Source organism: uncultured Psychroserpens sp., from assembly GCF_947503375.1.
Classification (GTDB): domain Bacteria; phylum Bacteroidota; class Bacteroidia; order Flavobacteriales; family Flavobacteriaceae; genus Psychroserpens.
This window is the reverse complement of record NZ_CANNDQ010000003.1, coordinates 69,310-95,248: the sequence shown is the minus strand read 5'-3', so window position 1 is coordinate 95,248 and position 25,939 is coordinate 69,310. Positions and strand designations below refer to the sequence as shown.

At 34.3% G+C, this 25,939-nt stretch carries 20 protein-coding genes; 15 read left to right on the top strand and 5 right to left on the bottom strand.

All coding sequences use genetic code 11. The annotated features are described in order from the left end of the window. The first annotated feature begins 156 nt into the window (after positions 1 to 156). The 4 genes from Q0876_RS06480 to Q0876_RS06465 all read left to right on the top strand — a co-directional run bounded on the left by Q0876_RS06480 (position 157) and on the right by Q0876_RS06465 (position 6,685). Positions 157 to 3,021: a TonB-dependent receptor gene (locus Q0876_RS06480; RefSeq protein WP_299225326.1), complete on the top strand. Its 2,865-nt coding sequence runs from the start codon at positions 157 to 159 to the stop codon at positions 3,019 to 3,021. Between the two features lie 23 nt (positions 3,022 to 3,044). Beyond that, positions 3,045 to 4,691 (top strand): G-D-S-L family lipolytic protein, encoded by a 1,647-nt coding sequence (locus tag Q0876_RS06475; protein WP_299225324.1) that lies wholly within the window; start codon positions 3,045 to 3,047, stop codon positions 4,689 to 4,691. A 191-nt stretch (positions 4,692 to 4,882) separates the two neighbouring features. After that, a complete protein-coding gene (gene atpD / locus Q0876_RS06470; protein WP_299225322.1) occupies positions 4,883 to 6,391 on the top strand; it encodes a F0F1 ATP synthase subunit beta in 1,509 nt (502 codons plus the stop codon). Between the two features lie 18 nt (positions 6,392 to 6,409). Continuing rightward, positions 6,410 to 6,685 carry a hypothetical protein gene (locus Q0876_RS06465; protein WP_299225320.1) on the top strand — a complete coding sequence of 92 codons (276 nt, stop codon included), beginning with the start codon at positions 6,410 to 6,412 and terminating at the stop codon, positions 6,683 to 6,685. Between the two features lie 72 nt (positions 6,686 to 6,757). Here Q0876_RS06465 and Q0876_RS06460 read toward each other — a convergent pair whose 3' ends face one another. Then, complete coding sequence (locus tag Q0876_RS06460) at positions 6,758 to 6,961, bottom strand: helix-turn-helix transcriptional regulator (protein WP_299225318.1); 204 nt, start codon at positions 6,959 to 6,961, stop codon at positions 6,758 to 6,760. A gap of 2 nt (positions 6,962 to 6,963) precedes the next feature. Further along, positions 6,964 to 7,485, bottom strand: coding sequence for a DUF2975 domain-containing protein (locus Q0876_RS06455; protein ID WP_299225316.1), 522 nt, complete (start codon positions 7,483 to 7,485; stop codon positions 6,964 to 6,966). Positions 7,486 to 7,659: 174 nt separating this feature from the next. Between Q0876_RS06455 and Q0876_RS06450 the strand changes: the two genes are divergently transcribed. The 10 genes from Q0876_RS06450 to Q0876_RS06405 all read left to right on the top strand — a co-directional run bounded on the left by Q0876_RS06450 (position 7,660) and on the right by Q0876_RS06405 (position 17,219). Then, on the top strand, positions 7,660 to 8,796 hold the full coding sequence (locus Q0876_RS06450) for an aminotransferase class I/II-fold pyridoxal phosphate-dependent enzyme (RefSeq protein ID WP_299225314.1): 1,137 nt from the start codon (positions 7,660 to 7,662) through the stop codon (positions 8,794 to 8,796). Positions 8,797 to 8,814: 18 nt separating this feature from the next. Beyond that, entirely contained in the window at positions 8,815 to 9,228 is a 414-nt protein-coding gene (locus Q0876_RS06445; protein ID WP_299225312.1) for a DUF2007 domain-containing protein, read from the top strand. Further along, entirely contained in the window at positions 9,225 to 9,833 is a 609-nt protein-coding gene (gene bioD, locus Q0876_RS06440; protein WP_299225311.1) for a dethiobiotin synthase, read from the top strand. Before Q0876_RS06445 ends, bioD begins: the two co-directional genes overlap by 4 nt. Continuing rightward, positions 9,830 to 11,095 carry an adenosylmethionine--8-amino-7-oxononanoate transaminase gene (gene bioA, locus Q0876_RS06435; protein ID WP_299225309.1) on the top strand — a complete coding sequence of 422 codons (1,266 nt, stop codon included), beginning with the start codon at positions 9,830 to 9,832 and terminating at the stop codon, positions 11,093 to 11,095. Before bioD ends, bioA begins: the two co-directional genes overlap by 4 nt. 24 nt (positions 11,096 to 11,119) lie before the next feature. Further along, positions 11,120 to 12,268, top strand: coding sequence for a beta-ketoacyl synthase N-terminal-like domain-containing protein (locus tag Q0876_RS06430; protein ID WP_299225307.1), 1,149 nt, complete (start codon positions 11,120 to 11,122; stop codon positions 12,266 to 12,268). A 59-nt stretch (positions 12,269 to 12,327) separates the two neighbouring features. Beyond that, the gene (locus Q0876_RS06425) at positions 12,328 to 12,960 is read left to right on the top strand and encodes a hypothetical protein (protein WP_299225304.1); all 633 of its coding nucleotides are present in this window, start codon (positions 12,328 to 12,330) and stop codon (positions 12,958 to 12,960) included. Continuing rightward, a complete protein-coding gene (locus Q0876_RS06420; RefSeq protein ID WP_299225302.1) occupies positions 12,929 to 14,359 on the top strand; it encodes a flotillin family protein in 1,431 nt (476 codons plus the stop codon). The genes Q0876_RS06425 and Q0876_RS06420 overlap by 32 nt, the downstream gene beginning before the upstream one ends. A 125-nt stretch (positions 14,360 to 14,484) precedes the next feature. Beyond that, on the top strand, positions 14,485 to 15,579 hold the full coding sequence (gene bioB, locus Q0876_RS06415; protein ID WP_299225300.1) for a biotin synthase BioB: 1,095 nt from the start codon (positions 14,485 to 14,487) through the stop codon (positions 15,577 to 15,579). A gap of 219 nt (positions 15,580 to 15,798) precedes the next feature. Further along, positions 15,799 to 16,665 carry a cupin-like domain-containing protein gene (locus Q0876_RS06410; RefSeq protein WP_299225298.1) on the top strand — a complete coding sequence of 289 codons (867 nt, stop codon included), beginning with the start codon at positions 15,799 to 15,801 and terminating at the stop codon, positions 16,663 to 16,665. Between the two features lie 62 nt (positions 16,666 to 16,727). Then, the gene (locus Q0876_RS06405) at positions 16,728 to 17,219 is read left to right on the top strand and encodes a DUF6646 family protein (protein ID WP_299225296.1); all 492 of its coding nucleotides are present in this window, start codon (positions 16,728 to 16,730) and stop codon (positions 17,217 to 17,219) included. 54 nt (positions 17,220 to 17,273) lie between these two features. Here the strand turns inward: Q0876_RS06405 and Q0876_RS06400 are convergent, their stop codons facing one another. Beyond that, on the bottom strand, positions 17,274 to 17,747 hold the full coding sequence (locus Q0876_RS06400; protein WP_299225295.1) for a regulatory protein RecX: 474 nt from the start codon (positions 17,745 to 17,747) through the stop codon (positions 17,274 to 17,276). Positions 17,748 to 17,860: 113 nt separating this feature from the next. Here Q0876_RS06400 and Q0876_RS06395 point away from each other — a divergent pair, with 113 nt between their 5' ends. Next, a complete protein-coding gene (locus Q0876_RS06395) occupies positions 17,861 to 22,717 on the top strand; it encodes a choice-of-anchor D domain-containing protein (RefSeq protein ID WP_299225293.1) in 4,857 nt (1,618 codons plus the stop codon). A gap of 58 nt (positions 22,718 to 22,775) precedes the next feature. Here the strand turns inward: Q0876_RS06395 and Q0876_RS06390 are convergent, their stop codons facing one another. Next, positions 22,776 to 25,190: a TonB-dependent receptor gene (locus Q0876_RS06390; protein ID WP_299225291.1), complete on the bottom strand. Its 2,415-nt coding sequence runs from the start codon at positions 25,188 to 25,190 to the stop codon at positions 22,776 to 22,778. An 18-nt stretch (positions 25,191 to 25,208) separates the two neighbouring features. After that, on the bottom strand, positions 25,209 to 25,928 hold the full coding sequence (recO, locus tag Q0876_RS06385) for a DNA repair protein RecO (protein ID WP_299225289.1): 720 nt from the start codon (positions 25,926 to 25,928) through the stop codon (positions 25,209 to 25,211). Between the last annotated feature and the right edge of the window lie 11 nt (positions 25,929 to 25,939).

Sequence of the window (25,939 nt, the reverse complement as noted above, 5' to 3'; positions counted from 1 at the left end):
TCAATTCATTTTTCGCACTTATTTTATGAATATCATAAAATACTCCAGTCTTTTTTGTTAAAAACTATTATGCACGCATACTTTTTTTGAAAATTTTCATTAGGTTATCATATAATTATTTATATTGCTGTACTAAATTTAACTAATTCCCCTAAGATGAAGACAATTCTAAAAATTATTATGCTGTTTTGTTGTGCCTTTACTTTTGCACAAACTACAGTAAAAGGTAAAGTTACCGATAATAATGGGCAGCCATTGCCTGGCGCTAACATTATTGTAGTAGGTACAACCTCAGGGACCATCTCAGATTTTGATGGCAACTACACATTAACTATTGATCAAGCTCCTCCATTCACAATTCAATTTAGTAGCGTTGGGTTTGATACTGTTACTGTAGAAGTAACTACTAATCCTCAAACTGTTGATGTCACTTTAACCGAAGGTACAGAGTTGGATGAAGTTGTTATTTCAGCATCTAGAACACCAGAACGTATTTTTGAGTCTCCTGTTACAGTTGAGCGTTTTGGTTTGAAAGAGATTAAAAATACAGCATCAGCAGATTTCTACGATGGATTAGAAAATCTTAAAGGCGTAGATATTAACACCAATAGTTTAACTTTTAAATCTATCAATACTAGAGGTTTCGCAACTTTTGCCAATACACGTTTTATGCAGTTGGTAGACGGGATGGACAACTCTGCTCCTGTACTTAACTTCCCATTAGGAAACTTATTAGGAATGACAGAAACAGATATTCTTAGTGTAGAATTACTTCCTGGAGCTGCTTCAGCGTTATATGGTGCAAATGCCTTTAATGGTATCTTATTTATGCGAAGTAAAAATCCTTTTGATCACCCAGGTGTTAGTGGTTATATTAAAAGAGGAATTACCTCTCAAGAAGCTGCTGGCGATAATCCATATACTGATGTAGGCGTACGTGCTGCTTATAAATTTAGCGATAAATTTGCTGCTAAGGTAAACTTTGGATACTTAACAGGAACAGACTGGTTTGCAACAAATATACAAGGTAAAGATGAGAATAATTTTGTAGTCAATGGTCGTACAAGAGCTAATGACTTAAATTATAATGGTGTTAATGTCTATGGCGATGAGGTAAGCCAAAATATAAAAGGTGTCGCAGTTTTATTAGAACAAGCTGGAGTATTACCATCTGGCGCCAATGCATTAGTCCCTTCTGTCGATGTGAGTAGAACAGGTTATGATGAACGTGATCTAACAGATTATGAGGCAGAAAGTATCAAAGCAGATTGGGGACTTTATTTCCGTCCTTGGGCTAACGACTTCGAAATTCAATATGTTGGTAAGATAGGTTCAGGATCAACCATATACCAAGGTGGTAACAGGTACTCTATTAGAAACTTCTTCTTACAACAACATAAAATAGAAATAAAAAATGATAATTTCTTCTTAAGAGGTTATGTAACTGAAGATAAAGCAGGTGATAGTTACGATATGTTCTTTACTGGTATAAATATCAATAGAGCTTGGAAAGACGATATAACTTGGTTTGGTGAGTACACAGGAACTTATGTACAAGCTACCCTTGCAGGCGCCAATAACGAACAAGCTCATGCTGCTGCTCGTGCACAAGCTGAATCAGGTCGTTTTGAACCTGGTACCGAAGAATTTAGAAATGCATTCAATGCCACAATTAGTAACCCAGATTTGAATCAAGGTTCTAAATTTCAAGATAATTCAAAAATTTACCATGCAGATGCTAACTATAATTTCTCACACTTATGGGATGAAGTGGAAATACAAGTTGGTGGCTCGTATAGACAATACAGCTTAAATTCTTCAGGAACTATTTTTACAGATTTTGACGGTCCAATTGATTATTCTGAAGTAGGTGTTTATACACAATTACAAAAATCATTAGAACTTTCAGAAGACATTGATTTAAAATTAACTGGGTCTATTCGCTATGACAAATCTGAACTTTTTGATGGTTTTGTATCTCCAAGACTATCAGCTGGATTTACGATAAACGACAATCATAATATTAGAGCGTCATTCCAAACGGGTTTTAGAAACCCTGACACTCAATCACTTTATATCGGTTTAAACCTTGGTGTAATTAATCTTGTTGGTGGTGCTGAGGATAATCCTGAACGTTTTGTTAGAAACTATAACCTAAGTGCTTTTGGCGCTAGTGTTCTTGGTCAAAGCTCAATAGCATTTTCTGGTCAAGGTGCATACACAAATTCGCTATTTGCCTCTGTAGGTGATGCACTTACAACTCATAACCCAGCAGATAATGGTCGTGATCTAATCGCAAATTCTAACTTTGCAAAACCAGAACAAGTATCATCATTTGAAGTAGGTTACCGTGGAAAACTTAACAAAATTATAGTTGACGCTTCTGCTTATTATAACTCATACAAAGATTTCCTATCTAACGAAACAGTAGTAGCTCCTTACTATGGAGATGTTTCTAATTTCGATTTAACAGGTTATGATCCAAATAACCCAGCATCTATAGCAGGTTTAAATCAAGATACACAACTTATTCTTGGTGCGTTGCAAAATGATGACCGTCAAGTGTATAGAACTTATACTAATTCTGAAGCTGATGTAAGCTCCTATGGAGCTTCTATAGGTGTATCAGCTAAAGTCTTTGGTGGTTTTGATTTAGGTATGAATTATACCTATGCTAAATTAGAATTTGATCAAGAAGAGAATCCTGATTTTCAAACAAACTTTAATACACCAGAGCATAAAGTAAAAGCCTCTTTTGGAAATACCGATTTATTCAAGAATTTTGGATTTAATGTGGCTTGGAGATGGAGTGATAACTATATATGGGAACAAGGCTTCGGTGATGGCGAAATCCCAGCATTTCATGTTGTAGATGCACAAATAAATTATAGAGTTCCTAGTCTAAAATCTTCATTTAAGATTGGTGCTTCTAACTTATTACAAGATGAGTATGTAACCGCAATAGGTACTGGTAATGTAGGCTCTATCTACTATGCATCATGGGTAATTAATAACTTATAAAAGAAGAATAAAAATTCAAAAAGATGAAACATATAAAATATATACTACTATCTGCTGTTCTAATCGCGTTTACAGCTTGTAGTGACGATGATGACTTTAGTCGTACGGCTGAAGAAGAACCATTACCAGCCTTAACAGTAGGTAGTGCAGATTTTTCAAATTACGTTGCAATAGGCGCTTCTTTTACAGCTGGATTTTCCGATGGAGGTTTATTTAGAGCTAGCCAAGAACGTTCTTTTCCTCAACTATTATCTGAACAATTTGCTGTGGGTGGTGGCGGAAGTTTTACTCAACCTCTAATGGATGACAATACAGGTGGAATTCTTGTTGGCGGAACACCTGCATCGGGATACAGATTAGTCTTTGGAGGTGCTGGACCAGTTCCTTTAAATACATTTTTAGTAAGTCAAGGCGCACCTGTGCCTCCTATTACAACTGAAGCTGGGAATAACATTGGAAGTAACTTTAATAATTTTGGAATTCCAGGTGCTAAGAGTTTTCATTTAGTAACACCAGGTTACGCTGCTTTCAATCCTTTTTATACGCGTATAGCCTCAGGTACAACATCAACAGTATTAGCTGATGCACTTGCACAAAACCCGACTTTTTTCACATTAAGTGAAGTAGGTGGTAACGATGTATTGTCTTATGCCACCTCTGGAGGTACTGGCGTAGATCAAACTGGTAATTTTGATCCTTTAACATATGGGAACAATGATATTACAGATCCAAATGTATTTGCACAATCATTTACTGCTTTAGTCACTGCACTATCACAAGATGCTAAAGGTGTTGTCACTACAGTACCAGACATAACTAGTTTGTCACACTTTACAACTGTACCATTCAACCCATTAGATCCAAATGATGAAGAAACTGGACCAGATCTAGTTGCTCAAATACCATTATTGAATCAATTATATGGTGCATTAAATCAAGTATTTGCTGTAGTAGACCCTTCACGAGTTATCACATTTTCTACTACAGAAACTAACCCCGTAGTGGTTAAAGATGAAGACTTAGCCGATTTATCTGCTGTAATAGCTGGAGCTTTAGGTCCAGATCCTGCTTTTGCTGCATTTATTGGTCAATTTGGATTACCTGCTTCACAAGCACCAATAGTAGCAGGCCTTTTAGGAGCAACTTATGGACAAGCTAGACAAGCAAATGCAAATGATTTGTTTGTTTTACCAAGTTCTTCAGTTATTGGAACTGTAAATGACGATGTGGCAACCGCTTTAGGTGCATTATTACCACCTCCAGTTGCTGAACAATTTTCTGTTGAAGGAGTTACACTTCCATTAGAAGACAAATGGGTATTAACGCCTCAAGAGCAAATGGCTATCGCTACTGCAACACAGGCATATAACGCTACAATTATTGCTATTGCTGATACAAATCCTAATGTAGCAGTGGCCGATTTAAGAGCTGTATTGGAACAGGCGTCTATTTCAGGTTATCCTTACGATGATTTTACAATGACAACAGACTTGGTGTTTGGTGGATTAGTTAGTTTGGATGGTATTCATTTAACCTCTAGAGGTTATGGTTTAATGGCAAGAGAATTTTTAGTAGCTATTGATGAAGCCTTCGGATCAAATTTTATAGCCTCAGGGAATACTCCTGTTGCTAATGATTTACCAACAAACTTCTCACCTACCTTACAATAGGCAGCATTAAAAAAATGAATGAAAAACACCTTCAAATTGAAGGTGTTTTTTTATACTTAAAAAAGGAGAAAAATGACTTTATTTTTAAATTAAAAGATATATCTTTGCAGCGCGAAAAAGTAGTGCTTATACAGATTAATAAAAGACTATCTTTTTATCATTTAAATATCTAAACATTAAACACATAAGTAATGTCAAAAGTTACAGGTAAAGTTGCACAAATAGTTGGACCAGTAATCGATGTAGAATTCGGAGCTGGTGCTGAACTTCCAAAAATTTATGATTCGTTAGAAATTAAAAGGCCTGATGGTTCTATTTTAGTATTAGAAGTACAATCTCACATTGGTGAGGATACCGTACGTACTATTGCTATGGATTCTTCAGATGGTCTTAGTAGAGGAACAGAAGTTACTGCAACTGGTGCTCCTATTCAAATGCCAATTGGCGAAGATGTTTACGGACGTCTATTTAATGTGATTGGAGATGCTATTGATGGTATTGGAGACTTACCAAAAGCTGGTGATGCTGGTTTACCTATTCACAGACAAGCACCTAAATTTGAAGATTTATCAACATCTACAGAAGTTTTATTTACTGGTATTAAAGTAATAGACTTAATTGAACCTTATGCTAAAGGTGGTAAAATTGGTCTATTCGGTGGTGCAGGTGTAGGTAAAACGGTACTAATTCAGGAATTGATTAATAATATTGCAAAAGGTCATGGTGGACTTTCGGTATTTGCAGGTGTTGGTGAACGTACTCGTGAAGGAAATGATTTACTTCGTGAAATGTTAGAGTCAGGTATTATTAAATATGGTGATGACTTCATGCACTCAATGGAAGAAGGTGGATGGGATTTATCAAAAGTTGATAAGTCTGTAATGAAAGAATCAAAAGCAACTTTCGTATTCGGACAAATGAATGAGCCTCCTGGAGCACGTGCACGTGTGGCACTTTCAGGATTAACCATAGCAGAATATTTCCGTGATGGAGCTGGTGATGGTCAAGGAAAAGACGTACTATTCTTCGTAGATAATATTTTCCGTTTTACTCAAGCCGGTTCTGAAGTATCAGCATTATTAGGACGTATGCCTTCTGCAGTGGGTTACCAACCTACTCTAGCTACCGAAATGGGTGCAATGCAAGAACGTATTACTTCAACAAAAAGAGGATCTATTACATCTGTACAAGCGGTTTACGTACCTGCAGATGATTTAACAGATCCTGCACCAGCAACAACCTTTGCTCACTTAGATGCAACAACAGTATTATCCCGTAAGATTGCAGAGTTAGGTATTTATCCTGCAGTAGACCCATTAGATTCTACCTCTCGTATATTAACAGCAGATATTTTAGGCTCAGAGCACTACGATTGTGCACAACGCGTAAAAGAGTTATTACAACGTTATAAAGAATTACAAGATATTATCGCCATCTTAGGTATGGAAGAGTTATCTGAAGAAGACAAAATGGCTGTAGGTAGAGCAAGACGTGTACAACGTTTCCTTTCTCAACCTTTCCATGTAGCAGAACAATTTACAGGTATTCCAGGTGTGCTAGTTGACATTAAAGAGACCATCAAAGGGTTCAACATGATTATGGATGGAGAATTAGACCATTTACCTGAAGCAGCATTCAACCTTAAAGGAACTATCGAAGAAGCTATAGAAGCTGGAGAAAAAATGCTTGCTGAAGCTTAATATAAAACAACCTAAATTATGTATTTAGAAATTGTATCACCTGAAGCTACTTTATTTAGCGGAGAAGTAACTAGTGTTGCTGTACCTGGCGTTATTGGTGAATTTGAAATATTAAATAATCACGCACCTATTGTGTCGCTTTTAAAAGAAGGTAACGTTAAAATTAATGGAAACATTTCTTTGGAAGAAGACGTTGAAGCTAAATTTAAAAAGACAGATAAAGGTTTTTGGCTACCTATAAGCTCAGGTACAATAGAAATGAAAGACAATAAAGTTATCGTACTAGCAGATTAATCTTTCAAGGCAAAATAAAAAAAACGCGTGTTTATAACACGCGTTTTTTTTATTTACATTTTAGATCCTCTCTTACAGCTCATATTCTAGTATGTCTGCTGGCTGACAATCAAGCGTTTTACATATGGCTTCCAAAGTTGAAAATCGAATAGCTTTAGCCTTCCCAGTTTTTAAGATTGATAAATTGGCTGTGGTGATTCCGACTGCATGAGCTAACTCATTACTTTTCATCTTTCGTTTAGCAAGCATAATATCAAGGTTTACTATTATTGGCATAATTAAATGGTTAAATCGTTTTCAGTTTGTATTTGTATTGCACGCTTAAATAACTCTGCCAGAACGAAGATCACGCCTGCCATGAATAAAAACTCTGAAGCTCCCCAATTTACTTTTATAAAGAAAATTTTATTAGTTAACCAAATGCTATATGCGCTAGCCACAAAAGCAATTAGGGCAGTAAATAAAGACACGTAACTAATTCTAGAAACCAAATTAGACACTCCAATCTTAAAAGGCTTATTATAATCTATAATTTTAAAAATCTTAATTACAAGATAAAACATATATGCCTTTAAACTAGTTATTAAAATAATCAAAAGAATAACAACTACATAATGTGATATGTTAAAATCATAAAGGCCAGATAAATCTAGTCCTAAATATAAATCCTTTGTTGCTTCATGACTTTTAAAAAGACTTACAAAAAATGATAGTATCAAAGCACCAACTTTTACGCACAATCCAATAAAAATAACCCAAGAAATGACTTGCATCGAATTAAAAATTTGTTTTGTTTTCATTTTATTATTGTTTAACGATAACAAATATACATAAATTATTGATAAACAATAAATTTTTATTAAAAAAGAATAAAAAAAGTTTGTCTAATAAGAGTGATTTTCAATCTTTCATTAGCTATATTTGTGGTGTAGCCAACGGAACTATAGCTAATTGAAACAGAAAAATGAAGTCAAATGATTTCTGAAAAATTAAAAAAAAAACTAGAACAAAGAGCAGCTGAAAATGCCTTTCGTAAACTTGGAAGACGTTCAGATTTAGTAGATTTTTCTTCAAATGATTATTTAGGCTTTGCAAAATCCGATACTATTTACCACAAGACTCATCAAGAGTTAATAAATAATTATCAAATACAAAATGGAGCTACTGGTTCTAGACTGCTTACTGGCAACTATGATTTATATCATGAAATTGAACATCAATTAAGCAACTCACATTGTTCAGAACGCACGCTTATTTTTAACTCAGGATACGATGCTAACTTAGGGTTTTTCTCAAGCGTACCTCAACGTAATGATGCTATTTTGTTCGATGAGTACTGTCATGCCTCAATACGAGATGGCATTAGCATGAGTCATGCAAAAAGCTATAAGTTCAAACATAACGATTTGAATGACCTAACCAAATTACTACTAAAGCATTCAAATGCACACGATGATCTATATGTAGTCACAGAATCTGTATTCTCAATGGATGGTGATTCTCCAGAATTGAAAATACTTTCAGAGTTATGTAAATCTCAAAATGCTTATCTTATTATAGATGAAGCACATGCCATTGGTGTTTTTGGTAATAATGGAACAGGCCTGATTCCGCAACTATCACTTGAAAACTCGATTTTTGCTAGAATTATAACATTTGGAAAAGCCTTGGGCACTCATGGCGCAGCCATTTTAGGACAAGAAGATTTAATAAACTATCTCATCAACTTTTCAAGACCTTTTATTTACACAACCGCACTTCCTCCTCACACATTAGCTACCATAAAAGTAGCTATTGAAGAACTCAACAAAACGCATAAAAGACATCAATTACAACAAAACATTGTTTTTTTTAATGCAGAAGTTAAACGTTTACATCTCGAAGATTTATTTATAACAAGTTATTCTGCAATACATAGCTGCATTATTTCTGGAAATGAAAACGTAAAATCTATAGCACAAAAACTCCAAAGCCATGGATTTGATATAAAACCCATTCTATCACCAACCGTACCAAAACAAAAAGAACGATTACGGTTTTGTTTGCACGCCTTCAATACTAAAAAAGAAATATCACAAGTCTTAGAGTTACTTACTACCTTTGCTATATAAAATTGTGAGGAATAAAAAATGGATGAAACTTTTAAAACTATTGCCAGATTTCAATATACTACTGAAGCACAAATTTTTAAAGGTCGTTTAGAGGCTGAAGGTATTGAAGTATTTCTTCAAGACCATCTTACTATAGATACCGATCCTTTGGTAAGTAATGCTATTGGTGGTGTTAAACTAAAAGTGTTAACGAAAGACGTACTGAAAGCAAATCATATTTTAAATTCAATTCAAAAGTACTCGATTGATGATGAAGGAAATACAATCAACTGCCCTAATTGCAATAGTGAAAAAATAGAGCTCTTTTCTACTATAAAAAGCTTTAAATCATTTTTTGCTTTTTTAATAGGATTGTTATTTGGGACATTACCGTTTCATACACGCTATAAATACAAATGCGAAATCTGCAAAAAAGAATTTAATACAAAATGAATATATATTTTATTACAGGTATAGGAACTGACGTAGGAAAAACTATAGCTTCAGCTATAGTTACTGAAGCTTTAGAAGCTGATTACTGGAAACCAATACAAGCTGGAGAATTAGATAATTGTGACACCAAAAAGGTTAGCAACCTAATCTCAAATACAACATCAAAATTTCATGAAAACAGTTTTGCATTACATACACCAATGAGTCCTCATGCTGCAGCTGAAATTGATGGTGTTTCAATTAAGATCGAAGAAATAAAACCTCCACAAACCTCTAACAACTTAGTAATAGAAGGCGCTGGTGGGTTACTAGTTCCAATCAATGATAAATGTACTATTTTAGATCTGATAAAACCAAACTACAAAGTTATTGTCGTTTCAAGACATTATCTAGGTAGTATAAACCACTCGCTCTTAACGATCAATACTCTTCAAGCTAAAGGATTTGATATTTCTATTATTTTCAGTGGTAATGAGCACAAGACTACAGAAAGTATTATCAAAAAAATGACTAAAGTTAAAATTATAGGTCGCATTGGAGAAGAACCATACTTTGATCGAAATATCGTAAAAGAATATGCAGAAGCATTCAAAACACAATTATGAGCTTAAAAGAACGTGATAAAAAACACATTTGGCACCCACTTACGCAGCATAAAACACATCCTGAAACCATCGCCATTACTAAAGCTAATGGCTGTATAATAACCGATGAAGATGGAAACAACTATATCGATGGTATTGCGTCTTGGTATACCTGCATGTATGGACACTGTAACAAGTATATTACCAATAGAGTTACCGAACAAATGAACACCTTAGATCAAGTAGTGTTTTCTGGTTTTACTCATGAACCTGCTATTAAACTATCCGAAGCCTTGATAGATATACTTCCAGAAAATCAAAACAAAATATTTTTTAGCGATAATGGATCAACTAGTATAGAAGTTGGAATTAAAATGGCGCTGCAATACCATTTCAATAACGGTGAAAAACGTAATGTTCTCATTGCTTTTGAAGATGGGTTTCACGGTGATACTTTTGGAGCCATGAGTGTTTCAGGGTTATCAGTTTACAATGGTCCGTTTGAAGATTTCTTCTTAGAAGTCAAACGTATTCCTACACCTAATGGACTAAATCATTATTCCATTTTACAAGAATTAGAAATTATTGTCTCACAACATCAAGTTGCTGGTTTTGTGTACGAACCCTTGGTACAAGGTGCAGCAGCAATGAAAATGCACGATGCTGAAGGCTTAAATGACATATTAAGATTTTGCAAAATACACAATATCATAACCGTTGCAGATGAAGTGATGACTGGTTTTGGAAAAACTGGGCGTTACTTTGCATCAGATTATATAGACATCAAACCAGATATTATGTGCTTAAGTAAAGCACTTACTGCAGGTCTATTGCCTATGGCTATTACGAGTTGCTCTCAGGATATTTATGATGCGTTTTATAGTGATAACATGAGTAAAGGTTTATTTCACGGACACACCTATTCGGCCAATCCACTAGCTTGTACAGCAGCTTTAGCAGGTATAGAGTTGTTGAAATCTGATGAGATTCAAAACCATATAAAACGTGTCATACATTCGCATGATATATTTGGTAAACATATTAAAACCCATCCTAAAGTAGCGTCTATCCGCCAAACTGGAATTATTTTTGCTTTAGACCTGGATATCGAGATCGAACGCTATGGGAATTTACGTGACAAACTGTTTCAATTTTTTATGGAAAATGGTGTCTCTTTAAGACCATTAGGAAACACGATTTATATTCAAGCGCCTTACATAATTTCAGACAAACAGTTGCAAAAAGTGTATCATGTTATTGAGGAAGCATTAGAAATAGTTTAGCTTTGTAATTATAAAACCAAACCTTTGTTAAAGCCCATTTCTATAACAGCTATTTCTTCTATTTCTCCACTAGGGTATACTACTGAAGACATTTGGGGCAACTATAAAAGTGATCAACATTTTTTTACAAAAAAAGACGATCACCTCATAGCTGAATTACCTTCTGAATTAAAATTAGAAGTAGAGAGTTTAAGACAATCCAATTCAAAATATAAAACTCTAGATGACACCGTTTTGTATGCCATTTTAACTTCAAGACAAGCTATAAAAAATGCAAATTGGACATCTTCAGATAATTTTGGCATCAATATAGGGTCTTCAAGAGGTGCTACTGCTCTCTTTGAGAATTTTCACAAACAATTTCTTGAACAACACAATGCTGCAACGCTCAGCTCTCCAACGACCACTCTAGGCAACATTTCGTCTTGGGTAGCTCATGACTTAAAAACCAAAGGCCCTGAAATTTCGCATTCTATAACATGCTCTACAGCTTTACATGCGTTACTTAATGGTATCGCTTGGATTAATTCAGGAATGAGCGATAAATTTTTGGTTGGAGGCAGTGAGGCTCCTTTGACTCCTTTTACTATTGCACAAATGAAAGCTTTAAAGATCTATGCTAAAACACATAGAATTCAAGATACTTTTCCATGTCAAGCACTAAATCTCAACAAACGTGAAAATTCAATGATATTAGCTGAAGGTGCTGCAATGGCTTGTTTAGAAAAAGACACTTCCGAAAATACTTTAGCTCAAATTATAGGTTTTGGCTATGCTACCGAAATTTTAGAGCACAATGCATCACTATCTAAAAACGCCATTTGTTTTCAACGCTCAATGGAAATGGCCATTAGTAATTTAAATCCAAATGATATCGATGTCATTGTAACGCATACACCAGGTACAATAAAAGGTGACCAAGCAGAAATAAATGCAATTAATGCCATTTTTTGTAACAAAATACCTACTTTAACTACTAATAAATGGAAAGCAGGTCACAGTCTAGGCGCTTCCGGACTTTTAAGTATTGAAATGGCAATTATGATGCTCAAAAATCAAGAATTCATTTCAATTCCTTATTTAAATAATGAAATTCCAAAACATCTCAAAAATATCTTAGTCAATGCCGTTGGCTTTGGTGGAAATGCAGTATCCGTTTTGCTTTCAAAATAAAATTGTAAGACCATATTAAAGGTCTTATATTTCAATATTAATTTTAATTTTTACCAACTATGGAATGGTTTTCAGCTTTAGATGGATTTTCTCAATTTTTCTGGGCAATAGCTCTCGTAGGCTCTATCATTTTTGTTTTAGTAATCATCACTACTTTTATTGGTGTTGATGGCGGAGAAGACTTAGGTGATATTGATTCAGATATAGATGGCGACGCAGGAATTGGATTTCAATTTATCACCTTTAAAAATCTCGTCGGATTTTTTACCATTTTTGGATGGACTGGCATCGCATGTCTTAACGCAGGATTGTCAAAACCTATGAGTGTTGTTATTGCATTTGTTTGTGGATTGATAATGATGACCATTATGGCAGCCATGTTTTTCTTTATGCAAAAATTAACAGATAGTGGAACACTTGATTATAAAAATGCTATTAATGCCATTGGAGAAGTTTATCTTACTATTGGTGCTAACCGATCTAAAATGGGAAAAGTAAGTGTAAAAATTCAAGGCACTTTAAGAGAACTTGAAGCACTTTCAGATTCTCTCACAGAACTCAAATCTGGTACTATTATTCAAGTAGTAGATGTTACCAGTAATAATGTATTAATCGTAGAACAAACAAAAAAACCTATAGAACCAATTAAAACAAAAACATATGAACTACCTTCTGACACAACAAAACTTTGATTTAGGCTTCCCTATTGCAGTTATTTTTGCAATACTCTTTGTCTTTGTCTTTCTAATCATCTTAATTAAACGTTATAAGCGCTGTCCTTCAGATCGCATTTTAGTGGTCTACGGAAAAGTTGGTGGCGGACAATCGGCTAAGTGTATACATGGTGGAGCTGCATTTATTTTTCCAGTTATTCAAGATTATGAATTTCTAGACCTAACACCTATTTCTATTGAGGTTAATCTAATTAACGCATTATCTAAACAAAACATTCGTGTTAATGTGCCTTCACGATTTACTATTGGTATCTCTACGGAACCAGGTGTGATGCAAAATGCTGCTGAACGTTTATTAGGTTTGGGTCAAAATGAAATTCAAGAACTAGCGCAAGAAATTATTTTCGGACAATTACGTTTGGTTGTCGCTTCAATGGATATTGAAGAAATTAATAACGATCGTGATAAATTCCTAACTAACATTTCTGCAAGTGTAGAATCTGAATTAAAGAAAGTTGGTTTAAAATTAATCAACGTAAATATTACAGATATTGTTGACGAATCTGGATACATTGAAGCTTTAGGTAAAGAAGCTGCCGCACATGCAATTAACGCAGCACGTAAATCAGTTGCTGAAAAAACTAGAGATGGATCTATTGGTGAAGCAAATGCTGTACAAGATGAAAGATCACAGGTTGCCGCAGCAAATGCTCAAGCTGTAGAAGGAGAAAATACTGCTAAGATCGCTGTAGCTAATTCAGACTCATTACGTCGCCAACGTGAAGCAGAAGCTGAACGTGTGGCAATCGCTGCTGAAAAAGTTCAAAGTGCAAAAGCTTTAGAAGAGTCTTATGCAGCTGAACAATTAGCTGAAGTTGCTAGAGCTGAACGTGAGCGTTCATCTCAAATGGCAGATGTCATTGTTCCTGCAGAAATTGACAAACGTAAAGTTGAAATTGATGCTGAAGCTGAAGCTGAACGTATTAGAAGAAAAGCAAAAGGTGAAGCTGATGCTATCTTATTTAAAGCTCAAGCTGAAGCACAAGGTCAATTTGAAATCTTAACCAAACAAGCTGCTGGTATGGAACAAATTGTGAAAGCTGCTGGCGACAGTAGTAGAGATGCTGTATTATTATTGATAGCTGATAAATTACCTGAACTTGTCAAAACTCAAGCCGAAGCTATCAAGAATATTAAAATTGATAAGGTAACCGTTTGGGATAATGGAGCAAATGGCAAAGATGGAAAATCATCTACAGCTAATTTCCTCTCAGGCATGTATAAATCGGTTCCACCACTTCAAGAGATGTTCAATATGGCTGGTATGGATTTACCTGAATATTTGAAAGGTAAAGACAAAAAGGAATCAGAAGAACATAGATCACATCCTAAGTTATCTGAAGATGATGAGAATTGAAAAAATGAAAATCCGCTTAAAGCGGATTTTTTTATGAACGAAATTTAAATACCATTGTTAAAAAACAATTCATATTTAAAGCCTAGTTACTATAATTTATTTATTTAATATTTTATTTTTGAATCATGAGCGAAACAAGACACAATTGGACTAAAGAAGAGATTTTAGAAATTTACAATAAGCCATTAATGGAACTGTTATACGATGCTGCTACATTACATCGTAAGTATCACGACCCTAATACCGTTCAAGTATCAACGTTGCTCTCTATTAAAACAGGCGGATGTCCTGAAGATTGTGGATATTGCCCACAAGCTGCTAGATATCATACTGATATAGAAGGCAATGACCTTATGACCGTTCAACAGGTCAAAGCGCAAGCACTAAGGGCAAAATCATCTGGAAGTTCTCGAGTTTGTATGGGTGCAGCTTGGCGTAATGTAAAAGATGGTGAAGAATTTGATCAAGTCTTAGAAATGGTTCGTACCATTAATAAACTTGACATGGAGGTGTGTTGCACGCTAGGTATGATTACCGAAAATCAAGCTCAAAGACTAGCTGAAGCAGGTTTGTACGCCTACAATCACAACTTAGATTCTTCAGAAGAATACTACAAGGAAGTTATTTCTACTCGTGGTTATGAAGACCGTCTAGAAACTATTGATAATGTACGCAAAACTAATGTTACGGTTTGCTCTGGAGGAATAATTGGTATGGGTGAAAAAACTGAAGACAGAGCAGGTATGCTTGTGGCATTATCAACGCTAAATCCTCAGCCTGAATCTGTTCCAATTAACGCACTCGTAGCAGTTGAGGGTACACCTTTAGAAGATCAAAAACCAGTATCAATTTGGGATATGGTTCGTATGGTAGCTACTACTAGAATTGTAATGCCAGAAACACAAGTTCGTCTAAGTGCAGGTAGGACAGAAATGAGTCGTGAGGGTCAAGCAATGTGTTTCTTTGCTGGAGCTAATTCAATATTTGCAGGGGATAAATTATTAACAACTCCCAATCCTGATGTTAATGAAGATATGGAAATGTTTAAATTGTTAGGATTGAATCCTCAAAAGCCATTTATCAAAAAAATGCAACCACAATCTATTGAGGCCAAAGACTCACAATTCAAAGCATTAGGAGAAAAGCCAAAATGGTCAAGACCAGATCATACTATTGAGCGTAACGAAGAAGCAAAAGCAAAAGCAAAAGTTCTAAAATAAGCTAGACTTGCTCTAGTTTTAATGATTTTTTGATTACATACTGCTATTAAAAAAAGTTTCAGTAGTATTACACCTATATTTTGAACTACAATAGTTACCTTAACAATACAGAAATTAAAAACAATAAGAAATATTTGGTCTCTACTTTTTTTTAAATTTTAACAGACAATTAATCGGTTTTCGTAACGTTTTCTTAACTTTGAGCACTAATTTTTTCTGATGTCCACATTGAATCTTCAAGACATTCCCCGTGTGAAAAACATCACTAAGGCGGAATTTATCAGTAACTACTTCAAACCACAAAAACCTGTGGTTATTGAATCTTTTATAGAAGATTGGCCTGCATATACTAAGTGGAGTTTGGATTATATGAAGGAGATTGCTGGAGACAAAACAGTACCTCTTTATGATGATCGACCTGTAGATTATAAAGATGGGTTTAATGAACCTCATGCAAAAATGAAAATGAGCGTTTATGTTGATTTACTAAAAACAAAACCAACTAAATATCGTATTTTTCTTTGGAATATTTTGAAGGAAATACCTCAACTGCAAAACGATTTCTCATATCCAAATTTTGGTTTGAAATTAATGAAAAGTCTTCCAATGTTGTTTTTTGGAGGAAGAGACTCTCATACATTTATGCATTATGACATAGATCTAGCGAATATTTTCCATTTTCATTTTGAAGGAAAAAAACTTTGTATTCTCTTTGATCAAAACCAAAATAACTATTTATATAAAATACCTCATTCTTTAATTACACGAGAAGATATTGATTTTTCTAATCCTAATTTAAAAAAATGGCCAGCATTAAAGCATGCAAAAGGGTGGCAATGTTATTTAAATCATGGCGAAATTTTATACATGCCTGAAGGTTATTGGCATTATATGAAATATCTAACTCCAGGGTTTTCTATGAGTTTACGCGCTATTGCTAGGCGTCCAAAAAATTTAGGTAAAGCTTTATATAATGTATTAATAATGCGACATTTTGATAATTTTATGAGACGTATCAAAGGCCAAGAGTGGATTGATTGGAAAAATGCGCAAGCTATTTCTCGTACAAATAAGACTTTTAGTTAGAAAGTCGTTCTGTAATAAAAAGTTATGATATATTTGCCGTCTCAAATTTTTAGATTCATATTATGAAAAATTTATTTTTAATTGTCACTTTAATCTCTGTTTCATTTGTTAATGCTCAAGCATTTAAAGGTAAAGGAGATCAAAAATTTCAAGTTGGTGCTAACATACAAGACGAAGCCACAGGTATTAATGTTAGTTATGATTACGGTTTAGGTGAAAACATCTCAGTTGGTGTTTCATCGACCTATGCGCTAGGAGTTGATGATCGATTGGATGCTGATTTTGGTGATCGTTTTGATCTTGAAGCACGCTTTAATGCCAATCTCGGTAACGTGATAAATATTGATGAAAATTTTGATGTATATCCTGGCTTAAATCTAAGTTTGAAAAACTTTGGTGGTCATGTAGGCGCACGCTATTTTTTCTCTGATGGATTCGGAATATTTACCGAAGCAAGTTTCCCTTTAGCAAAATATAGTGACGACAAGTCTGATGTTGGTTATTACATACACAATCAATTTGCATTAAATATAGGAGCTACTTTTAATTTATAGAAAACTTCTATTTAAAAACATAAAAAAATCTTAGGATTATAGTCTAAGATTTTTTTATGGAATCAAGTCTTTAACCTTCTCATAAACTAAAGAGCTTTCCCATCCGCGATACAAAAGGAAATCTGCTAACTTCTTTCTTTTTTTTTGGCGATTACTTTCTTTAATAACTATTAATCGTTTCTCAGCAATCGCATCTAAGGTTTTATGATACTCCTCATCCCTAATCTCCTTGAGTGCTGTGGCAATATTTATCTTACTTATATCTTTTCGTTTCAATTCTAATTTTAAGCGTTGTCTTCCCCACTTTTTTATTCTGAACTTACCATTTACAAAAGCTTTTGCATAACGTTCTTCATTCAGAAAGTTATGCTTTATCAAATGAACCACTATTTGATCTCGAGCTTCAGGAATCATTCGCATTTCATATAATTTTTGATGCACTTCTTTATGGCAACGTTCCTGATAGACACAATAACGTTCCATACGTTTTCGTGCTTCATCGACAGTATATGTTTTTCGTGGAATCATAGCGCTAAATTATAACATTTTGTTAATAAATCTGAGTTCGTAAAACGTTCATTTCTACGTATTTTTGATTAAATTTGCACGTTTGCCATTAAGGCAATAAATTAATTTTCCCTATGAAAAAGAATTACGCCCTTATCGTAATAGCACTTTTATGTGTTATATCTTCAAGTTTTGGACAAACCCCTTGGATAAACGAAATTCATTATGACAATGCTGGTGGTGATGTAAATGAAGGAGTAGAAATTGCTGTCCCAACTGGCTCTGCTTGTATTAATGATTTACAAGTTATAGCATACAATGGTGCTAATGGTCAATCTTATGCTTCTGCCAATGTTCCTACAACAGGAGGAACAACCACTAATGGAGTAACATTTTATTGGATTTCAATTGCAGGCTTACAGAATGGTGCTCCCGATGGATTGGCATTGGTATGTACAAACCCGAATAGCGTTATTCAATTTTTGAGCTATGAAGGAAGTTTTAATGCTACTAATGATGTTGCCAATGGTTCTACTTCTACAGATATAGGTGCAACTGAAGGAAACGGAACAGCTACTACAGAAAGTTTACAACTACAAGGATCTGGTTGTGATTATTCAGATTTTTCTTGGGTTGCAAACATCACAAGTACTAATGGCACCGTAAATACTGCACAAACCATAAATTGTTCATCATGTATAGCGCCAACAGATCCTACTGGAACTATCACTGGTACAACACCTGAATGCTCAAGTACTACGTTAACTTATAACTATGGTACTGGCGAGCCTCTTGCTGGCGTTACTTATTATTGGCAAACAGCCTCCAACGGCACCTCAACAGCTAATCCAGTAACTACCGATTTGAACGTTACTACTACTGGAGATTATTATGTCAGAGCTTATGATGGTGTCTCTTGCTGGTCTGTTGCTAATGTATCTATACCTATCACAATTTTTGAGCCTGTAAATATTTCTACTCAACCAGCAGATGACACTGCTACTGTTGGTAGTAATGCAACATTTACAGTAGCAGCAACTAATAACACTTTATTTCAATGGCAGGTTTCTACTGATGGAGGTGGTATCTGGACAAACGTAGGTGGTGATTCTGATACTTATGTTACAGCACCAGTAACTTTAGCAAATACTGGTGATCGCTATCGTGTATTAGTTTCTGGTAATTCACCTTGTCCAATCGTAACCTCTACAGAAGCTGAATTAACTGTGGTTAACGGCGCATGTATTGATGAGAGCTTTGACTCTTTTACTGGCGCTTCTTTTGGTGGATGGACAGCTACAGGAACAGGAAATTATACTTCAAATGCAAGTTCAGGTTTGAATCCAAACTCAGTCCAATTTAATACTACAGGTGATGTATTGGTTTCTCCAACGTTTACTAATGCTTCTAGTTTGACTTTTTGGATCAAAGGCAATGGCACAAATGCAGCTTCAGAATTATTGATCGAAGGCTTTAATGGCGCAAGTTGGGTTATCGTAGACAATATTACTAATATTCCTACTACCGATACAACTGTTACTTATGACGGCTCTTCAATACCAGCACTACCAAATAATATTGAACAGTTTAGATTTACTTATAACAAAAGTGCTGGCAACTTGGCATTTGACGATGTAGTTGTCGTATGTGGGACACCTGTAGCTGGCCCTGAAATTGATGTTTCTAGCAATGGCATTAGCATTTCTGATGATAGTACATCTCCAATAGAAGCAAACAATACAAACTTTGGCTCAGCATTAATTAATACTGATATTGTAAAAACCTATACGATTAGAAATATAGGAACTACAAATCTAACTCTAACACTTCCAATAACATTAACAGATACTTCTGCACCGCAAGAGTTTACAATAACACAACCAACTGATACGGATTTAGATGTTAACGAATCAACGACTTTTACAGTTACATTTAATAGCGCTGTTACGGGGTTATTTACAAATGAAATTAATATTAGCAATTCTGATGCTAATGAAGGTAATTACAATTTTGATATTCTAGCTAATGCCAATGATGGAAGTATAGTTGGAACTGCATTTGGACCTGGAGACTTGATTTTTGTCGGTTATGATGGGCAAGTAATAGGTAGTGGCTCTGAAGATGAATATCTCATTGCTAACATGGTAGATATAACTACAGGAACAAGTTTCTCAATTGTGAATTCTCGTTATGAAGCTGGTGCAGCAGCTAATGTGAGAACTGAAAAATGGGGAGGAGGAAGTGATAATGCAGCTGACCAACCATTCCAAGCAAGAATAACTTACACAGGAACTGCATCAATTCCTGCTGGATCGGTAATTCAAATAAGAACAAACAATTCTGCTAATTGGTTTAGTTTTATTACCGTTACTGAAGGTACCACCACCACCACAAGAACTAGTGACTTTACAGGTACTGTAATTAGTGCAGGCACACCAAATATCTCTACTAGTAGTTCTGATCAAATGTTTTTGATTCAAGGCGACTTTGTTTTTGATGGCACAGCAGATGTAAACGAAGCAAACTATTTCTTAAATGGTAGTTTATTACACGGTTTAACCAATAGAGCCTCTTGGGTATTGCTTTCACAAGCATGTAATGGTGATAGTTCTGGTGGGAACTCTAGAGAATCTCGCCTACCATCATTGTTAACTTGTTTTAATGTCGAAAGCGCAAGTACAAGTGCTGTAAGTGGTTATTATGAAAATGATAAGGAGCATGGTCTAGCGACAGTAAGAGAAATAATCAATGAGGTTTCGGATGTTACAAATAATTGGACATTAGGAAGCGGAAGATATACATTTGATCCTAGCGATAACTCAAATTCTGCCGCAGGCAAAACTTTTGATATTGGTGCTGGTGAAGCAGCAGGACAATGGATTGGAGATGTTGACAGTAACTGGTTTAATTGTGCCAATTGGGGCAATCTTTCTGTTCCTGATGCTAGCACAGATGTTATTATAAGTAGTACATCTGTAAATAATGCAGTTGTAGATGCAAACGCTGCTTTTTCTAATGAATTTAATGATCTAGCAAATTGTAATAATATTTCTATTTCTGATCTTAGTTTAGTTGTATCTGGAAGTATTAACAATAAAATTGAAATCTTTGGAAATGTACAATTATCATCTACTGGAATTTTAAATATGGATGATGGTGATAATACTACTTCTGACGGTGAATTGTACCTACATGGTGATTGGATAAACCCAAATAATGATGCGTTCCAAGAAGGTAATAGTACTGTAATATTTACTGGAAATACAGCGCAAACTATAACCTATGGAGGAACTCCTCTACCTCCATTAATTAGTACTGAACAGTATTACAATTTGATCTTAAATAACGATTTTGATACTAGTGTATCAAACGATTTATACTTAAATGGTAACTTGACTATCAATGCTGGAAATACATTAACCATTACAAGTGGGAGATATGCTCATGTTGATAATATAGTAACTAATAATGGAACTTTTGACATAGAAAATAATGGTTCTTTAATTCAAGTAAAAGATGTAGACAACATTGGCAACATTAGCATGAGACGTAACGTATCTATAAGACGTTTAGATTATGTATATTGGTCATCTCCTGTATCAGGGTTTAATGTAAATAACATCTCTTCTGGAACACCTTTAGATAGAATTTTCACTTGGAATACTTTGGCTGCAAATGGTGTTCCTAATGGTCAAGGTAATTGGGTTCCTGCTGCAGGTTCATCGATGCAAGAAGGACAAGGTTATATTGTTAGAGGAGCCACAACTTTAGATGAAACAACACCTTCTAATGAAGAAGCGACATTCAACAATGGCACACCAAATAATGGTGATGTAACAGTAAGTATATTAAGAGGAAATAATTATAACACAGCAGACATTACCCAAGAAGATGACGATTGGAATCTTTTAGGAAATCCTTATCCATCATCAATTTCAGCACTTACTTTTCTTACAGACAATACAAACTTAGATGGTTTTGTGAATATTTGGACTCATGGAGTACTTCCTAGTAGTGCAATACCAGATCCTTTCTATGAACAAAATAATGGATTCAATTATGACGAAAATGACTATATAACCTATAATGGAACAGGTACAACAAGTGGACCTCTAGGGTTTAATGGGTTTATTGCTGCTGGACAAAGCTTTATGGTGAATATGGTCAATGGTGTTGCAGACAATACGCAAACTGCAACTTTCACAAACAGTATGAGAAGTAGAACTTATGACAATTCACAGTTTTACAGATCAAGTAGTACAAGTAATAACCAGAACAATACTATTGTTAATCAAGAAAAGCATAGAATATGGTTAGACTTTGCTTCAGAATCTGATAATAGTAGTACAGATAGAATCTTATTAGGTTATGTGCCTAACGCAACATATGAAAGAGATAGACTTTATGATGCATTTGATTCATTCTATGAAGATGAGCAAAGCTTCTATTCATTAATAGAAAATGATTACTTCGTAATTCAAGGTAGAGCACTTCCTTTTAATGATAATGATGTAATCCCGTTAGGTTACCATAGTACCACTTCAGGTAATTATACAATTGCAATTCATGCTGTTGATGGTTTATTCTATACTGAAGACCAAGAAATTTTCCTTAAAGATAAGCTAATAGGCTTCACTCATAATTTGATTGAATCACCTTATACATTTACATCTGACGATGGAGAGTTTAACGATCGTTTTGAAATTGTTTTCCAACGTGAAACACTTTCAACAGCTGAAAATCAATTAACCAACAACGATTTGAAGATTATTGAACTAAACAATGGTAGTGTAGAGTTTTCAGTTGGTAATACTATTAGCATTAAGCATGTTGAAATTATTGACCTTCTAGGTAGAACTATTTATAATCTTGATGGAGATGGCACTACTGAAGTGTATGATCTTAGTAGTTTGAGTCAAAGTGCTTATATTGCAAAAGTGACCTTATCTAATGGTCAAATAATTACTAAAAGAGCAATTAAAAAACATTAAAAAATATGACACTATTTAAAAAGCTCCAGATCATAAAAAGATCTGGAGCTTTTTAATTTTATAAACTATACTTAAGAGATACTATTAGGTTTCTCCCTGGAGCGGCAATACCAGAAGAATATGTTTGATAGCGTTGATCTGTGATATTCTCTAAGGCTGCAATAATTGTAGTAGCTTCAGAAATTTGGTATTGTGTTCTTAAATTTAAAGTGTACCATGATGGTGAGAAAGGGTTTCCATTTTGGTCAAGTGCATAGATAAAATCTTTAGATTGCTCTGAAGGCGCCAACTGATTGAATGACAACTCATTATTATATTCTGCAAAAGCATCAACTTGAAGCTTTTCATTATGCCAAACTAAATGTGTATTCCCAAAACTTGGAGCAATATGCCTCACTGGTACTTCGATACCATTATCTTCTTCTGTTCCGCCAATAACATTATACTGAGACGTAAGTTTTAGTGCGTTAGAAATATTGTATTGGATTCCAGCTTCAAAACCATAAATCCATTCTTTAGAAGCATTCTGTATTGCTTGAACATTACTTAATTCACCATCATATTCAATTTGAGATTCTCCATTTAATGTATAATCACTACGTATCAATGCATTGTCTAAAAACGTATAATACGTTGCCATATCAACGATAAACACGTCATTAAAGTTAAGCCTTAAAGCTAATTCACCTCCATAAGCATATTCTGGGCTTAAATCCTGATTCGGTACCACTACCGATCCAGGTTCAGAATCAAACACCTTACCAATATCATCAATATTTGGCGCCCTAAATGCTGTTGAAGCGTTTAGTTTCCATTGTATCATTTTACTTGGTATCCAGCTAATACCAGCTGTACCTGTAAACGCACCAGAATTAACTTTAGAGTTATTAAATGGCAAGTTTAGGAACTCATTATTCGCACTGAAATCTGCATTAGCAATTATGTGATTGTATCTAATGCCAGATTGAAATACAAATTTTGAATTGGGCTTATACTTATAGCTCGCATAAGCCGCTATGGACTGCCAGTCTGAACCATTAGGATATCTAGACACCGCTGGAATTGTTTCGTCAGTATTTATATTGGTTTCTTCACCTCTAGAAGTAACCTTGTTAAATATATATTCTAATCCATAAAAAATGGAACTATTTGTATTTAATTCTTTTTCAAAATCTACATTTAGAGAATACGCATCAACAGCTTCTTCTCTTATATTTCTCATATTGGACTGAAAATCTCGATCAAATCTACTTTCTTGAAAATTTTGATAGGCAAACGTTGCCTGAATCTTGTCATAAAGATTAGAACTACTGCTTAACTTAGTGACTTGTAAATTACCCATAAACCATCGTTGTGGCCCATAACTCCATTCAGCTGAGCGCAAGGTATCATTTGTATAACGTATTAATCTATCATACCTAGAATATTTAGATGTTGTAGTGTAGTATAAACCCAAGTCAAAACTCAAATTATCTTTTGGTTCATATCTTATTTTTTGCAAAAAATTTATTTGATCGTATCCCGTAGGTATTTGAACTTTTGGATTGTCATTAGCAACAATAATGTCTTCGCCATTTATAGTGTCAACATATTCTGGTCGCAAATAATCATCAGGACCATGCGTACCCATTCGTAAATCGTCAAAATCTGTATAGCTAATACTACTTAAGAATGCCCATTTTTTTAATCCAAAATTAAAATCTAAATGCCCTGTCTTCTCTTCATTTGCCGTAGCATATCTTGTAACGGCATTAGCATTAAAATATAATGTGTCTTTATAAGATAATTGAGGCTTTTGTGTATAAAAACTCATTACACCTCCAATAGCATCACTTCCATAAACTACAGAACCTGCACCTAAAGTAATTTCAGTATTTTGAATGCTAAACGGATCAATAGAAATTACATTTTGTAGATTTCCTCCTCTAAAAGTGGCATTATTCATTCTAACGCCATCAACAGTAATCAGTAATCTGTTTGTTGAAAACCCTCTTATCATTGGACTCCCTCCTCCTAATTGACTCTTCTGTATAAAAATATTTCCTGTACCTTCTAATAGATCGGCACTGGTTTGTGGATTTGCAAATGCTATATCATCTGCACTAATGTTAACTATTGTTTGAGGAATATCACGTTTGCTTTGTTGAAATTTTGAAGCAGAAACGATAACTTGATCTAAATCTTCAATATTTGGTTGTAGGCTAACAATATAATTAGTATTAGCAATTTTAGATTTTTTTGCAGAAAATTTTAAATATAGTATATTTTGAAAATAGATGGTTTCGTTAGAATCAAACCGATCTAATGAAGCCTTTCCATCTAAATTAGTGATAGCAGATTTATTCTTTTTAAGATTAAAGATTGACACGCCTGCAACAGGCTTTTGAGTATCAGCATCAATAACCTGAACTTCTTGAGCATTTGCACCAATAGTAACACAAAAACAAAAAAATAATACTTTAATAAACTTCATAAAATGTTTTAGGCCTCTCTAGTTAAATACCTGATTAAATACTTGAAGGGATTTGGGTTTTTTAAAATTCCCCAAATGTAATTCAAAATATAACAATAACATGGTTAAAAATGATTGCCTTTGTTTTGAGCTAATCTTAATGGTATGTAGTGTATCAAATTTTATGCCTAACATAGCTTTTAGGAGTGTTAAGTTATCATCTGAAATAGAATACATATCTAGTTTTTTAGGCTCAAACAAACCATTAGAAAGGTTAAAGTGAGAATAATCACTATTTTTAGTATCAGGGTAAAACCCCAAGTAACGTGTTAGATTAAGTAAAAATAATAAGTGAAAATTAGCAAATTCATCTTTGTAGTCTAACCACTTAAGCGTTGTCTGCAAGTAATGGTACAATTGATTGTTTTGTTCTTCTTCTTTTAAAACATCAGACAATACTTCAGCAATGAACATAACAATAGCTCCTTTGTATACATTACTATGTAAAGTTTTATATACATAGTCAAGTTTTACTTCTTTAATATAACAAAGTGATTGATTTGCTTTGTATTGCTCTTCTATTTGTAATTGAGATAATAATTGAAAATAAACTGCTTTAGAATTTCCTTTAGTGGTTTTCAATACACCTCTTAACATATAAGAAACTATCCCTCTAGTATTAGAAAAACATTTAACGATGAGATCGTTATCTCTATACTTAATCTTAGATAGTACAATAACTTGCGTTTTGTTTAGCATTTAATTTAGCA

Excerpts from the sequence above, each read along its gene's own strand:
- Q0876_RS06480 (WP_299225326.1), top strand. The coding sequence starts at position 157 with ATGAAGACAATTCTAAAAATTATTATGCTGTTTTGTTGTGCCTTTACT.
- Q0876_RS06475 (WP_299225324.1), top strand. The coding sequence starts at position 3,045 with ATGAAACATATAAAATATATACTACTATCTGCTGTTCTAATCGCGTTT.
- atpD (WP_299225322.1), top strand. The coding sequence starts at position 4,883 with ATGTCAAAAGTTACAGGTAAAGTTGCACAAATAGTTGGACCAGTAATC.
- Q0876_RS06465 (WP_299225320.1), top strand. The coding sequence starts at position 6,410 with ATGTATTTAGAAATTGTATCACCTGAAGCTACTTTATTTAGCGGAGAA.
- Q0876_RS06460 (WP_299225318.1), bottom strand. The coding sequence starts at position 6,961 with ATGCCAATAATAGTAAACCTTGATATTATGCTTGCTAAACGAAAGATG.
- Q0876_RS06455 (WP_299225316.1), bottom strand. The coding sequence starts at position 7,485 with ATGAAAACAAAACAAATTTTTAATTCGATGCAAGTCATTTCTTGGGTT.
- Q0876_RS06450 (WP_299225314.1), top strand. The coding sequence starts at position 7,660 with ATGATTTCTGAAAAATTAAAAAAAAAACTAGAACAAAGAGCAGCTGAA.
- Q0876_RS06445 (WP_299225312.1), top strand. The coding sequence starts at position 8,815 with ATGGATGAAACTTTTAAAACTATTGCCAGATTTCAATATACTACTGAA.
- bioD (WP_299225311.1), top strand. The coding sequence starts at position 9,225 with ATGAATATATATTTTATTACAGGTATAGGAACTGACGTAGGAAAAACT.
- bioA (WP_299225309.1), top strand. The coding sequence starts at position 9,830 with ATGAGCTTAAAAGAACGTGATAAAAAACACATTTGGCACCCACTTACG.
- Q0876_RS06425 (WP_299225304.1), top strand. The coding sequence starts at position 12,328 with ATGGAATGGTTTTCAGCTTTAGATGGATTTTCTCAATTTTTCTGGGCA.
- Q0876_RS06420 (WP_299225302.1), top strand. The coding sequence starts at position 12,929 with ATGAACTACCTTCTGACACAACAAAACTTTGATTTAGGCTTCCCTATT.
- bioB (WP_299225300.1), top strand. The coding sequence starts at position 14,485 with ATGAGCGAAACAAGACACAATTGGACTAAAGAAGAGATTTTAGAAATT.
- Q0876_RS06410 (WP_299225298.1), top strand. The coding sequence starts at position 15,799 with ATGTCCACATTGAATCTTCAAGACATTCCCCGTGTGAAAAACATCACT.
- Q0876_RS06405 (WP_299225296.1), top strand. The coding sequence starts at position 16,728 with ATGAAAAATTTATTTTTAATTGTCACTTTAATCTCTGTTTCATTTGTT.
- Q0876_RS06400 (WP_299225295.1), bottom strand. The coding sequence starts at position 17,747 with ATGATTCCACGAAAAACATATACTGTCGATGAAGCACGAAAACGTATG.
- Q0876_RS06395 (WP_299225293.1), top strand. The coding sequence starts at position 17,861 with ATGAAAAAGAATTACGCCCTTATCGTAATAGCACTTTTATGTGTTATA.
- Q0876_RS06390 (WP_299225291.1), bottom strand. The coding sequence starts at position 25,190 with ATGAAGTTTATTAAAGTATTATTTTTTTGTTTTTGTGTTACTATTGGT.
- recO (WP_299225289.1), bottom strand. The coding sequence starts at position 25,928 with ATGCTAAACAAAACGCAAGTTATTGTACTATCTAAGATTAAGTATAGA.